12 protein-coding genes and 1 pseudogene are annotated in these 12,353 nt (G+C 74.4%); 10 read left to right on the top strand and 3 right to left on the bottom strand.

The window, feature by feature from the left end; all coding sequences use genetic code 11:
• The first annotated feature begins 234 nt into the window (after positions 1-234).
• From M446_RS08455 to M446_RS08430, 6 genes are all read left to right on the top strand, one after another.
• Positions 235-789 (top strand): SiaB family protein kinase, encoded by a 555-nt coding sequence (locus M446_RS08455; RefSeq protein ID WP_012331685.1) that lies wholly within the window; start codon positions 235-237, stop codon positions 787-789.
• 16 nt (positions 790-805) lie between these two features.
• Positions 806-1,195: a DUF1987 domain-containing protein gene (locus M446_RS08450; RefSeq protein WP_012331684.1), complete on the top strand. Its 390-nt coding sequence runs from the start codon at positions 806-808 to the stop codon at positions 1,193-1,195.
• A complete protein-coding gene (locus M446_RS08445; RefSeq protein WP_012331683.1) occupies positions 1,192-2,010 on the top strand; it encodes a GGDEF domain-containing protein in 819 nt (272 codons plus the stop codon). The genes M446_RS08450 and M446_RS08445 overlap by 4 nt, the downstream gene beginning before the upstream one ends.
• 44 nt (positions 2,011-2,054) lie before the next feature.
• Positions 2,055-3,728 carry a SpoIIE family protein phosphatase gene (locus tag M446_RS08440; RefSeq protein WP_012331682.1) on the top strand — a complete coding sequence of 558 codons (1,674 nt, stop codon included), beginning with the start codon at positions 2,055-2,057 and terminating at the stop codon, positions 3,726-3,728.
• Positions 3,729-4,127: 399 nt separating this feature from the next.
• On the top strand, positions 4,128-4,565 hold the full coding sequence (locus M446_RS08435; RefSeq protein ID WP_150108610.1) for a c-type cytochrome: 438 nt from the start codon (positions 4,128-4,130) through the stop codon (positions 4,563-4,565).
• Positions 4,562-5,287, top strand: coding sequence for a cytochrome b/b6 domain-containing protein (locus tag M446_RS08430; RefSeq protein ID WP_012331680.1), 726 nt, complete (start codon positions 4,562-4,564; stop codon positions 5,285-5,287). Before M446_RS08435 ends, M446_RS08430 begins: the two co-directional genes overlap by 4 nt.
• A 404-nt stretch (positions 5,288-5,691) precedes the next feature.
• Here M446_RS08430 and M446_RS08425 read toward each other — a convergent pair whose 3' ends face one another.
• Positions 5,692-6,168 carry an ABC transporter permease subunit gene (locus M446_RS08425; protein WP_050777473.1) on the bottom strand — a complete coding sequence of 159 codons (477 nt, stop codon included), beginning with the start codon at positions 6,166-6,168 and terminating at the stop codon, positions 5,692-5,694.
• 83 nt (positions 6,169-6,251) lie between these two features.
• Between M446_RS08425 and M446_RS08420 the strand changes: the two genes are divergently transcribed.
• Positions 6,252-7,211, top strand: a complete 960-nt coding sequence (locus M446_RS08420; protein WP_012331679.1) for a hypothetical protein — start codon at positions 6,252-6,254, stop codon at positions 7,209-7,211.
• A gap of 7 nt (positions 7,212-7,218) precedes the next feature.
• On the opposite strand, the gene M446_RS08415 is transcribed toward M446_RS08420, so the two are convergent.
• The gene (locus M446_RS08415; RefSeq protein ID WP_012331678.1) at positions 7,219-8,703 is read right to left on the bottom strand and encodes an EAL domain-containing protein; all 1,485 of its coding nucleotides are present in this window, start codon (positions 8,701-8,703) and stop codon (positions 7,219-7,221) included.
• Between the two features lie 302 nt (positions 8,704-9,005).
• Between M446_RS08415 and M446_RS08410 the strand changes: the two genes are divergently transcribed.
• Together M446_RS08410 and M446_RS08405 are read left to right on the top strand one after the other, a co-directional pair.
• Positions 9,006-9,251, top strand: a complete 246-nt coding sequence (locus M446_RS08410; protein ID WP_012331677.1) for a heavy-metal-associated domain-containing protein — start codon at positions 9,006-9,008, stop codon at positions 9,249-9,251.
• 112 nt (positions 9,252-9,363) lie between these two features.
• On the top strand, positions 9,364-11,184 hold the full coding sequence (locus M446_RS08405; RefSeq protein WP_012331676.1) for a sensor histidine kinase: 1,821 nt from the start codon (positions 9,364-9,366) through the stop codon (positions 11,182-11,184).
• A gap of 167 nt (positions 11,185-11,351) precedes the next feature.
• On the opposite strand, the gene M446_RS35030 is transcribed toward M446_RS08405, so the two are convergent.
• On the bottom strand, positions 11,352-11,513 hold the full coding sequence (locus M446_RS35030) for a CsbD family protein (RefSeq protein ID WP_018261971.1): 162 nt from the start codon (positions 11,511-11,513) through the stop codon (positions 11,352-11,354).
• A gap of 102 nt (positions 11,514-11,615) precedes the next feature.
• On the opposite strand from M446_RS35030, the pseudogene M446_RS38805 reads away from it, so the two are divergent.
• Positions 11,616-11,984, top strand: a pseudogene (locus M446_RS38805) (hypothetical protein); the annotation flags it as partial.
• Positions 11,985-12,353: the final 369 nt, after the last annotated feature.

Genomic DNA, 12,353 nt, shown 5'->3' with positions numbered 1-12,353 from the left:
GGCGCCGTCGCCGGGAAGGTCGCGCTCAGCAAACGTCTCGGCCGATGGACATATACTGGTCAAATTGCCTCGAAATTCATCGCACCCTTCCGCGGATGAAACTCAGATTTGCGCCGGGTTTACGGTACCTTCGGGTCCGCACTTAAGACTTTGGTGAGGCCACGCGGCTATCGCTGAGGGTGCGGCACGCGCGACATCGACCATCGCCCCGTGCTGGCCGGCGGGGAGGCGCGGGTGCTCGGACACGACTTCATCTCCTTCTACGAGGCCTCGAAGCGCAACGGCGTCCTGCTGTCCTTCGGCGGCGACCTCTCGGAGAACGTGATGATGTCGCTGGGCGAGGTGCTGAGGCTGCGCATGCAGCAGCAGGAGACCGACGCCTCGATCGCCAAGCGGGTGTTCTCGATCTTCGTCGAGCAGGCGCAGAACATCATCCGCTACTCCGCCCGGAAGGTGGCCGCGGGCGAGGTCCCGGCGGGCCCGCGGGCGAGCGCCGGGATGATCGCGGTCGGCGCCGAGGACGGCCGCTTCGTCGTGGTCTGCGCCAACGAGGTCCGGCGGGCGGACGTCGCGGCCCTGCGCGGGCGGCTCGACCACATCGCCGCTCTCTCGGCGGAGGACCTGAAGCGCCACTACCGCGAGAAGCTGCGCCAGCCGCCGGACGAGGGCAGCCTCGGGGGCAGCATCGGCCTGATCGAGATCGCCCGCCGGGCCAGCGCGCCGGTCGAGTACGGCTTCCAGGACATCGGCGACGAGCTCAGCCTGTTCTGCCTCAAGGCCCGCATCTGAGAGCCGAGGATTCGCGATGGACCGCATCCAGATCCCGCCGACCAGCCGTTCGCCCGAGGTCGAGTTCGACTTCGCGGCGGGGCGGCTCGCGATCCGCGGCGAGTCCTATCCGGAGGACGCGGCGGCCTTCTTCGGGCCGCTGCTCCAGGCGCTGCGCGGGCACCTGGCGGCGGGCGGGACGGAGCCCCTGACGCTGGAGATCGCGCTCGCCTACTTCAACTCGTCGAGCGCCAAGGCCCTGATGAACCTGTTCCTGCCGCTCGAGGACGCGGCGGCCGGGGGGCGGCCGGTCTGCGTGCGCTGGGTCTTCGCCGAGGGCGACGACGCGATCGAGGAGGCGGGCGAGGACTTCGCCGCGGACTTCACCCACGCGCGCTTCGAGATGGTGCGGGAGGTGCGGGCGTGAGCGTGCGGAAGGTCTCCCCGGCGCCGGTCGCCGACGCCTTCAGCCTGTTCGGCACCGAGGAGGCGGTGCTCGCCCGCACCGACCTGATGCTCGACCGCCTGTCCGAAGTGGCGGGCGGCGTGCGCGACCTCGCGCAGGCCTACCGGCGCAGCTACCGCGAGCAGCGCCGGCTCGTGCGCCTGAGCGACCGCATGCAGGGCGACCTGCAGCGCGCCAATGCCCGGCTGGCGGAGCAGCAGCGCGAGATGCAGGCCCTCAACGCGGCGCTCTCGGGGGAGATCGAGCAGCGCATCCGCCTCGAGGGCGAGTTGCGGCGGGCCGCCGACACCGACCACCTGACCGGGGCGCTGACCCGCCGCCGCTTCCTGGCGGTCGGGGCCCGCGAGGCCGAGCGCGGCCGAAGCGGCGGCCTGCCGGCCTGCCTGCTGATGCTCGACCTCGACCGCTTCAAGACGATCAACGACGCCTTCGGCCACGCGGCCGGGGACGCGGCCCTCGTGGCCTTCGTGGAGACCTGCCGGGGGCTGCTGCGGGAGCGCGACGGGATCGGGCGCATGGGGGGCGAGGAATTCGCCATCCTGCTCGCGGAGACGGACCGGGAGGCCGGCCTCGCCTTCGCGGAGCGGCTGCGCGCGGCCGTGGCCGGAACGCGCGTCGCCTCGGAGAAGGGGCCGCTCGCCATCACGGCGAGCCTCGGCCTCGCGGTCCTGCGCCCCGGCGACGCGCTGGCGGAGTGGCTCAACCGCGCCGACGCGGCGCTCTACGCCGCCAAGGCGGCAGGGCGCAACCGCGTCGCCTGCGAGCCGGCCTCGTGAGCGGGGCCGTTCCGCTCCCCCGCCGCGGTGCGCTGCGGGGAGCCATGCCGCTGCGTCGGGGCGAGGTGCCGCTGCCGGGGAGCCTCGCCGCGGCCGCGGCCGACCGGGACCGGGTCGCGGACATCATGCGGCCCGGCGCCCTGCGGGGCGCCGCGCGGGGCCGCAACCTCGACAGCCTCGCCCATACCCTGTTCCTGCGCATCTACCCGGTCATCGCCGTGGTGGTGCTGCTGACGCAGATCGGCATCGCCCTCGTCTCGTACCTGGACCAGCTGCGGCTCTACGGCGAGCGGGCGTCCCTGCTCGCCGGGATCACCGCCGCGGCGCTCGCCCGGCCCGGCCTCGCCGGGGCCCCCGAGGCGCTCGCCGGCCCGTTGCGGGCCCTCGCCCTCGATCCGGCCTTCCGCTCCGCCGCCCTGCGCGACCCCGAGGGCCGCCTGATCGCGAGCGCGGGCGAGACGCCGCGGCGCGCCTTCGACCTGATCCAGGCGAGCGCGGACGTCGCTTCGCCCGGCGACGGCCGGGCCGGCGGCACCCTCACGGTCGCCCTCTCGGCGGAATCCCTGCGGGACAATGCCTGGCGCCAGGCGCTGCTCGCCCTCGGCACGAGCCTCGTGCTGATGCTGGCCTTCGTGCTGACGCTCCACGCCACCGTGCGCCGCCACGTGCTCGCGCCCCTCGCCCGCCTGCTCGGGGCGATGCGCGCGGTCGAGCACAAGCGCTGGACCGCGGTCGATCTCGGGGACGCCGCCCGGCCGAGCAACGAGATCGACGCGATCACCTCGGCCTTCAACCGCATGGTCGAGGGCCTGCGCAGCGGCGACGAGGCCAAGCGGCTCCTGCAGGCGCTCGAGAGCGCCCACGCGGAGCTCGCCCAGGCGAACCGGCAGGTGATCGAGAGCATCGCCTACGCGCGCCGCATCCAGGCCTCGGTCCTGCCGGACCGCGCCGCGCTCGCCGGGTCGGGGCTCGACGTGGCGGTGCTGTGGGAGCCGCTGCACCTCGTCGGCGGCGACTATTTCTGGCTGGAGCAGATCGACGGGCTCGCGGTCATCGTGGTGGCGGATTGCACCGGGCACGGGGTACCGGGCGCCTTCCTGACCCTGATCGTGGCGACGGCCCTGGACCGGCTCCTGCACGAGCGCGGCCTGCGCTCGCCCGCCGCCCTGCTCGCCGGGCTCGACGCCCTCGTGCGCGCGCAGCTGCGCCAGGACGGGCGCGGGGCGGAATCCGACGACGGACTCGATTGCGGGATCTGCGTCTACGACCCCGCCGCGCGCCGCCTGCGCTTCGCCGGGGCCGGCCTGTCGCTCACGGTCATCCGCGACGGGGTCGTCACCCGCGAGCGCGGCGCGCGCCGGGGCCTCGGCTATCCGGATGGCGGGCGGGAGCCGCCGGCGGGCCGCGGGACCGCGCCCGCGGAGGATCAGGTGATCGCCGTCGCGCCGGGGACGAGCTTCTACCTGATGACGGACGGCATCACCGACCAGATGGGAGCGCCCTCTCCCGGTGCCCGGCCGCGCCTCATCGGACATGCCGGCGTCGCGGCGCGGCTCGCGGCCCGCGCCAGGCGGTCGTTGCCCGAGCAGCTCACCGGGCTCGAGGCCGATCTCGCCGCCTATCGCGGCGACGAGGCGCGGCGGGACGACATGACGCTCGTCGCCTTCCGCGCGACGCAGGCCGCCGCGGATCCCTGGCCCGCGCAGGATGCGGCCTGAGGGGGCGGGCCCCGCGCTTGCTGCGGTCACGCTTGCGGCGCCCTGCCGCCCGCCGCCAGGAGAGGCGCGACATTCCCGATGGACGCTTTGCACCGCGCGGATCCGCAGCGTCGATCGCGGGCAAGCGCCCGACAAATCGGAATGTCGCGGCCGTCACGGCCAGATCGGCGCGCGCTCCGTCCGATCGTTCCGGCTCGGGTTCTCGGCGCGGCACGGGTGGATCGGGCGCGCGGGCGGCCGGACATCTCTCTGCGTCGTATCTCCACCATCCTCCGTCGGCTTCGCGCACCCGCTTGACAGAGTGGGGACGGTTGGGCCTGATGCCGACAATGAGGCGCGACGGAAATCCGGTTCGCGTTTCTTTGGGTAAAGCGCTTTTCGATGACCCAGGAGACCGTCTTGAAACGCGTCCTCGTCGCCCTGCTGCTCAGCGTTTTCGGTTCTTGTCTCGCCCAAGCCCAAAATCTCTATGCGATCGACGCGCGCAAGAAGATCCTGAAATCCTTCGGCGACGTCACGAAGCCGGTGGCCGGGATCCTGAAGGGCGAGGCGCCGTTCGACATCGCCCCCGTCAAGACGGCCCTGGCGACCTACGCCGAGGGGGCGAGGAAGCTGCCCGACCTGTTCCCGGAGGATTCGAAGAGCGGCCGCGACACCGAGGCCCTGCCGGCGATCTGGTCGCACAAGGACGACGTCGCGGCGCGCTTCACGAAGCTGGCGGCGGATTCGACTTCGGCCCTCGGCAGCATCACCGACCAGGCCTCCTTCGCGGCGACGATGCCGAAGGTCGTCGCGCAGTGCGGCGCCTGCCACAAGGAATACCGCCTCAAGAAATGACGGAGATCAGGTCGTCCGGTCCGCGGGAGGCGTCCCGGCGCGCCGGGATCAAGGTCTGGGACCTGCCCACGCGCCTGTTCCACTGGGGTCTCGTGGCGCTGATCCTCAGCGCCTACGCGACGCAGCGCTTCAGCCACGATCCCACGCTCTACCTGCATCGGCTGAACGGCTACGCCATCCTGTGCCTGCTGATCTTCCGGCTGATCTGGGGCCTGGTCGGGTCGGAGACGGCGCGGTTCGCCCACTTCCTTCCCACGCCGGGCCGCGTCGGCGCCTATCTGCGGGCCGCCCTCGCCGGGGCGAGGCCGCATTACCGGGGCCACAACCCGCTCGGCAGCGTGATGATCGTCCTGCTGCTGCTCGCGGCCGCCGCCCAGGCGGGGACGGGCCTGTTCACCAGCGACGACGCCGTCGCGGAGGGCCCGCTCGTCAAGGTCGGGTCCGACTGGCTCAACGGCCGCGCGGCCTTCTACCATGCGCGGGGCTTCTGGATCATCCTGGGCCTCGCCGCCCTGCACGTGCTGGCGAACCTGACCTACGAACTCGTCCTGAAAGACCGCGTCGTCCGGGCGATGGTCACCGGCCGCAAGCCGGAGGCGGATTTCCACGACGGCGCGGAGGGCCGGATGGCGCCGAATGCCCGGGCGCTCCTCTGCCTCGCCGCCGCTTCCGGCCTCGTCTATGCGGGATTGCGGGCGGCGGGGGCGAGCGTGCTGCGCTGAGGCGCGGGGGCGGCGGCCCGTCGCGGCGCGCAGCCAAGGGGCCGCGATCGCGTCGCGCCGTAGCCGCCCCCGCGCTGGAAGCGCATGTCGTTGCTGGGTGACGAGCGCCTCGCGGCCCAGGAAGCGGCCGCGCACCACCGCGATGGCGCGGAGCGTCCCGACCACGAGGGCGAGGCCGGTCGAGAGGAGGGCGACCCTGAGCGAGGTGAGGGCCGCCGGCCAGAGGTCGCGGGAGGTGAGGATCCGCTCGTACCGGCGCGTCGACCAGGCGGGCGGCGGCCGGGTGAAGACCGGGCTCGACCCGAACGAGACCGCGACCGTGACGGCGAGCGGGGCGATCAGGAACGGGGCGGCCAGGATCGCCGCGATGCAGATGGCGGCGCAGGCCGCCCGTTCGGTGAGCGTCATGCGCTGCCCCCCAGGCGGCGCGCCGGCGGCGTCGAACCGACCACGATCGCAACCGCGAGGACGAGCAGGATCGTGGCGGCGGTCGAGGCCAGTTCCTCGTTGCGCATGAACGGGAAGGCGCGGCCCGTGAGCGTCGCGAGCGTCTGGTAGCGGTCGCCGATGGCGAGGCTCGGCACCACGTACATCGACACCGCGAGCGAGACCATGAAGGCGGCGCCCGAGACGAGCCCCGGCAGGGTCAGGGGCAGCGTCCCGGCGCGGAAGCGGCGCAGGGGCGCGGCCCCGAGCGTCGCCGGCGCCTCCGAGAGGCGCGGGTCGATCAGCCGGATCACCGCATAGATCGGCAGGATCATGAAGGGCAGGAAGAGGTTCGCCGCCCCGACGACGAGCCCGGCGGCCGCCAGGCAGGGCCATGCGCTCGCGCACCGCCCGCAGGAGGGGCCACCGGTCCGTCGCAGAAAATGCGGCAACATCAAGAACCTAGAGCAGCCCCCGATTGCAACGCGATCGGATCCTGCTCTAGACGAGCCCCGGTGCGGCGGGCGGGCGGACGACCGTGGACGAAGGCGACAGACTCCCGAAGATCTTCCTCCCGGCCGAGCCCGACCCGTTCCTGCGCATCTTCCTGTCGCACGCCGCCCTGGAGCGGGTGGGCAGCGAGGCGGAGAGCGACCTCGTGGTGGTCCCGAGCCTCGTCCGCGACGCCCGCACGCATGTCCATTGCCGGGTCGAGGGCGTCGTCGAGGGGGGCGGCAAGCCCCTCGTCGTCTTCGCCCAGACCGACTACGACGTCATCATCGACGCGCCGGGCCGGGACGCGATCGTCTACCGCACCGGCCTGACGCGGGCGTGGCGGCTGCCGCACGAATTCATCCTGCCCTACGTCTGGATCACGCATCCGGAGGGGATCGTCGCCAAGCCGCCGGGCGCGACGCCGGTGATCGGCTTCTGCGGCACCCTGCGCAACCGCGGCACGCGGCGGCGCACGCTCGCGTATCTCGCCCGCACCCCGGGCTTCACCTCGAACTACATCATCCGGGACAAGTTCTGGGCCCAGGGCCTGCCGGTCGAGCAGGCCGCCGCGGAATTCGCCGCCAACATCGAGCAGTCGGACTTCGTGGTCTGCGACCGCGGCATCGGCAACTGGACCGTGCGCATGTACGAGGTCCTGTCGCGAGGCCGGATCCCGGTGATGCTCGACACCGGCGGCCTGCTGCCGCAGGTCCGCGCCGGCCGGTTCGAGGACACGCTCGTCGTGGCCGCAAGCCGCCGACAGCTGGTCGAGGCCATCCGGGCGGTCTGGCGCGACGACGACGTGCCGGCGCGCCAGCGGCGCTGCCGGGCGCTCTGGGAGGCGAATTTCAGCATGACCGGCTTCGCCCGCACCCTCTCGGACAATCTGGCCCGGATCGTCGGCGACCCGGCCTACCGGGCGCGGGTGCTCGGCCTCACCCCGGCCGACCGGGTGCGCCGCGCCGCCCGGCGCCTCGCCTACCGGGACTGGCCCGGACGCTGAGGCGCCCCTACACCGCCCGGCGCAGGAAATCCCGGAAGGAGCGCCGCACCGGCGGGTCCTCGGCCGGCGGCGCGGGGTCGGGCGGCTCCGGCTCGGGGGGCGCCTCCGGCGGCTGGAGCACCTCGGGGCGCACGATCCGGGGCGCGGCGAAGACGTCCCCCTGGGCCAGCGGCAGGTCGAGGTCGATCAGGTCGGGCACGTCGGCGTCGCGCTCCACGGCCTCGGCGATCAGCCGGATGCCCGCGCGCGCCAGGGCCGCGGCGAGGTCCTCCGGCGCGACCTCCGGGGTGCCGCCGCGCCGGCCGAGCAGCAGGTCCGCCGGCACCTTGGCGTAGGCGATGCCGAGCGCCGCGAGGGCGGAACCGTCGAAGCGCAGATCCCCCGCCCGGTCGAGGGCGAGGGGGATCCGCCCGCGCAGGGCGGCGAGCGCCGCGCTCTGCTCGCCGTCGAGGCTGCGCAGGCTGCGCTGGGGCAGCGCCAGGATCATCCGCCCGGCGAGTTCGGGATGCGCCTCGATCAGCCGGCCGAGCCCGCGCAGGAAGCCGGGCTCGAACAGCGAACTCGGCGAGAGCGCGTAGGCCACCGCGGCGGTGCTGCCCCGCGCCGCCAGCTGGCGGCCGATCGCCGTCACGCGCGCGAGCATCAGCCGGTCGAGTTCCGTGGTGCGGCCGTGGCGTTCGAGCGTCGGGATGAACTCCGCCGGGGTGAGCCGCGCCTCCCCGAGGCTGAGGCGGGTGAGCGCCTCGTAGAAGGCCACCTTGCGCTGGGGGAGGCTGACGATGGGCTGGAGATGCACTTCGAGCCCGCCCTGGGTCAGGGCCTCCAGGATCGCCTGCTCGCGCCGCCGCGCCTCGGCGCCGGAGGCGACCGGGCGCGGCAGGGCGGGCTCCGGCACGAAGGGGCGCGGCGCGGCCTGCTCCCCCGGCAGGGACCGACCCCGCGGCGGAGCCTCGCTCCGCGGGCGGATCCCCGGCTCGGAAGCGGGCGGGCGAGGAGCCTCGGGAGCGGGACGCTCGGGAATGGGATTCTTGGAGGCGGGAGGCGGCGGCGGGGGCGGCTGCTTCAGCCGCGCGATCTCCTGGTCCTGCGCCGCCACCGTCACGGCGATCTCGCGCACGATGCTGCCGAGGAGCCCGATCTCGGCGGTCAGTTCCGAGAGATCGGCCTCGCCGCTTTGCTGACGCGGCGGCTCCGGCCCCGCCGCCGGGGCCGGGCGCTGCTCCAGGGCGAGCAGGCGCCGCGACAGGAGATCGACCTCGCCCGAGAGCTTCTCGGCCTGCGCGGCGGCGCGCCGGGCGGCCCGCCAGCCGAGACCCGCCGCCACGCTGGCGGCGATGCTCCAGACCAGGGCGAGCCCCGCCACCACGCCGAGGGCGGGCGCGGAGAGGAACGCCACCGTGAGGCAGAGGCCGCCGCCGAGCAGCGCCGCGAGGCAGAGGGAGACGAGACCCGCGGACGGCCCTTCGGCACGGCGGCCGGTCGTCAGGGCCATGGCGGAGCACCTCCCGAAACTCGCGGACCGGCGGGCCCATGGGCCCGGACATCCCGAACTTGTCGCCGAGCCTCGCGGCCCCCGCAAGCGGGCGCCCGGTCACGTCCCCGGGCTTCTTGCGGCGCCGCACGCCCCGCGCCCCTGGCGCCGCGCCCCTTGCCCTGCGCCCGTTGCCCTGCGCCCCTTGCCCTGCGCCCCTTGCCCTGCGCCCCTTGCCCCGGGGCGCGGCCGGCCCGACATCCGCCCGGCGGCCCCGGCGGCCGCCCCGCCCGGCGGGGGCGCGGATTTCAGGAGTGCGGATCATGGCGCATCAGGGACAGCAGCCCGGCGGGGGCGAGCGCGTGGAACTGCTGATGCAGGTGGAGGGAATGACCTGCGGCGGCTGCGTCGAGGCCGTCACCCGGGCGCTGCGGCGGCTCGACCCCGAGGCGGCGGTCGCGGTCGATCTCGGCCAGGGCCGGGTGAGCGTCACCACGGACGCGCAGGCCCTCGACGTGGCGCAGGCGCTGGCCCGGGCCGGCTACGAGGCCCGCGCCATGACGGGCTGAGCCGGCCGCGCCGCCTCGTCTAACGATCGTTTAAGCCGGCTCTGCGAGGGTCGGGGCGTTGGAGTCGAGGGGTGCTGGAGGCCTCGTGGGTCCCCGGTGCTGGCGTGGCGGTGTGCGTATCAACAAGGCCTTGGCGACCCTGATCGACGCCCGCCTCGCGGGCCTCGTGCACGACTCCGTCTCGGAGGAATCCGGCGAGCGGGGCCGCCACGAGCGTTTCCTGATCTCGCGCCTGGCGACCGGCGCGGTGAGCATGGCGCTGCTGCCCCCCTACCTGCTCTGGCGGGGGGTGCCGTCGCTGCTGGAGGCGGGCGTCGCCGTCTGCCTCATGCTGCCGGTGGTGGCGGCCTTCCTGCTCGCCCGGACGGGGCGGCTGACCCCGGCGCACGCCCTCTCGGCCGCGGCCCATGCGGGCTTCATCGTCTGCCTCGCGCAGCTCACCGGGGGTCCGGTCTCGGCCGCGACGCTCTGGCTCGCGCTGATCCCGATCGAGGCGCTGATGGCCGGCACCCACCGGGCCGCCATCGCGGCGGCCGGGATCGCGGCGGCGGCGGCGGTCGCGATCGCCTGCCTGGACCCGCCCGCGGAACCCCCGCTCGCCTGGTCGGCGGCCCTGGCGATGCCGGTCTTCGCCGTCACGGCGATCTGCCACGTGCTCTCCCTGGCGCTCGAATTCCGGCGTCGCGAGGGCAGCTGGAACGACCGCCTCCAGCAGGCCTCGGCGCGCAACGCCCTGCTCCTCGACGTCATCGACGACCTCGTGACCTGGCACGACCGCGGCGGCGGCGTGGTCCAGGCGAGCCGCGGGGCGCTGCGCCTGGCCGGGGCGGCGCCGCAGACGCTCCTCGGCCGCGGCCTCCTCGGCCGGATCCACGTCCAGGACCGGCCGGCCTTCCTGAAGGCGATCAGCGACGCGGGCAGCCTCGACGGGCCGGTGACCGTGCAGGTGCGCCTGCACACCGACCTCGCAGCCTCGGGCGAGGCGGGCCGGGTGATCTGGGTCGAGATGCGCGCCCACCGGGTGCCGCCCGGCGCGCGGGCCGGCGCCCCCCACCACAGCGCCGTGGTGGCGGTGACCCGCGACGTGTCCGAGCAGCGCCGCCACGCGGAGGAGATGGAGCAGGCCCGCGCCGAGGCGGAGCGCGCCGACGCGGTCAAGAGCCGCTTCCTCGCGGTGGTCAGCCACGAGTTGCGCACCCCGCTCAACGCGATCATCGGCTTCTCCGAGATGCTCTCGGCCGAGGCCAACCTCGCCCTGCCGCCGGAGCGGCAGCGCGAATACGCGGCGATCATCCACGGCTCCGGCCGGCACCTCCTGGAGGTCGTGAACGCGCTCCTCGACCTCACCAAGATCCAGAGCGGCAGCTTCGACTTCGCGCCGGAACCGTTCGACCTGCGCGCCCTGGTCAACGGCTGCTGCGACCTGATGCAGCTGCGCGCCGACCAGGGCGGCATCGAGCTGATGCGCGACGTCCCCCGCGACCTGCCGGAACTCACGGCGGATCCGCGCGCCTGCCGCCAGATGCTGATCAACCTGCTGTCGAACGCCGTGAAGTTCACGCCGCGGGGCGGGCGGATCACGGTCGCGGTGAGGGCGATCTACGACCGCATCGAGATGTCCGTCACCGATACCGGCGTCGGCATCGCGGAGGCCGACCTGCCGCGGCTGGGCGATCCGTTCTTCCAGGCGGGCGACTCGGCGGCCTATGCGCGGATGCACGAGGGCACGGGGCTCGGGCTCTCCGTGGTGCGGGGCCTCGTCGGCCTGCACGACGGCGAACTGCTGCTCGAGAGCTCGGTCGCCCGCGGCACCCGCGTGGTGGTGGTGCTGCCGCTCGACTGCCGCGGCGGGCCGCGCAGCGGCGGCCCGGTGCCGATCCGCACCGCCCCCCTCGCCGAGCCCGGCGCCGTGCCGCTGCTGCGCGCGAGCTGAGGCCCGGCTCAGGCCGCGTCCCCGCCGACCAGGGCGGCGAGGCGCGCCCGGCCCCGGCCGAGCCGGCTCTCGACCGTGCCGGGCTCGCAGCCGAGCCGGCGGGCCGCCTCGTCGTCGCCGAGCGCCCCGCGCCGGGGGCCGCCCCGGCCGGGCCGGGGCCTGCCCGGTCAGAACGTCTCGCGGATCGCCTCGACGGCGTCCTTGGCTTCGCCGAGCCCCTTCAGCGCTCGGCCCTTCAGCTCCTGCGCCCTCCCCTCGGCCTGAAGCTTCCGGTCGCCCGTGAGGCCGTCGATCCCCTGCTTGGCGTGGCCGGCCGCCTCGTCGGCCATGCCCTCGATCAGGTCCGCGGTCCCGGCGCCGGCCCCGGATCGGCCCGGCCCGGCAGCGCCGAGAGGATCCCGGATGGGCGGGAGATCGGCCGCGCCCGCGCGGACGAGGCCCTGGTCGCCGGCGAGGCCGCGGCCGTGAACCCCTCCGACGCCAAGGCGGCGCTCGGCCCGATGCCCTCCGCGGTCTTTCCCCGGACCCCCGCCCCGGACCCCCGCCCCGGACCCCCGCCCCGCACCTCCGCCCCGCGCCTCCGCCCCGCGCCTCCGCCCCGCACCCCCGGGCGCGACTTCGCGGGCCGCGTCCGCGAAGGCCCGGCAGCGCTCGTCGGCAAGGCGGTGTTCGGCTCCTCAGGCGACCTCGGCATCCGGCGGGACGGCACCCCTGCGAGCCACCTCGTGGTCGAGGCGGAGGCGCTGGTCGCGAGGCAGGAGGGGATCGGCATGGAGGAGGCGGCCGGCCGAGGCGGACCGGGCGGTGCTCGGCGCCTCGCGGAACCGGCTGATCCTGCGCCCCGGGCCCTGAGCGCATCCCACCCCTTGCCCCTGTCCGGCCGCTCGGGGCCGTCACGCGGCGTCAATCCCGGCAAGTTTCGCCTTCATGGACAGCGCCTTGACGCAAAATATCAGGCAATGCTTCTATCCTTACGTCATCACAATCTGACCGCGCAGTCACACCGAAAACACCATCGAGACTTTTACAATCTTTGACAGACATAGCTAATCCGGCATAGCCATGTCGGAGATGTGATCTCCGCCGTCTCGGTCTTCGCCGGCCGCAGGACACCCACGGGGCTCCCCAATTGGGCCTAAGATCTGGAACTTCCGGAAGAATCCGGGCCG

Origin of the sequence: Methylobacterium sp. 4-46 (genome assembly GCF_000019365.1) — a bacterium.
Classification (GTDB): Bacteria; Pseudomonadota; Alphaproteobacteria; order Rhizobiales; family Beijerinckiaceae; genus Methylobacterium.
This window is presented reverse-complemented; position numbering and strand designations above follow the sequence as displayed.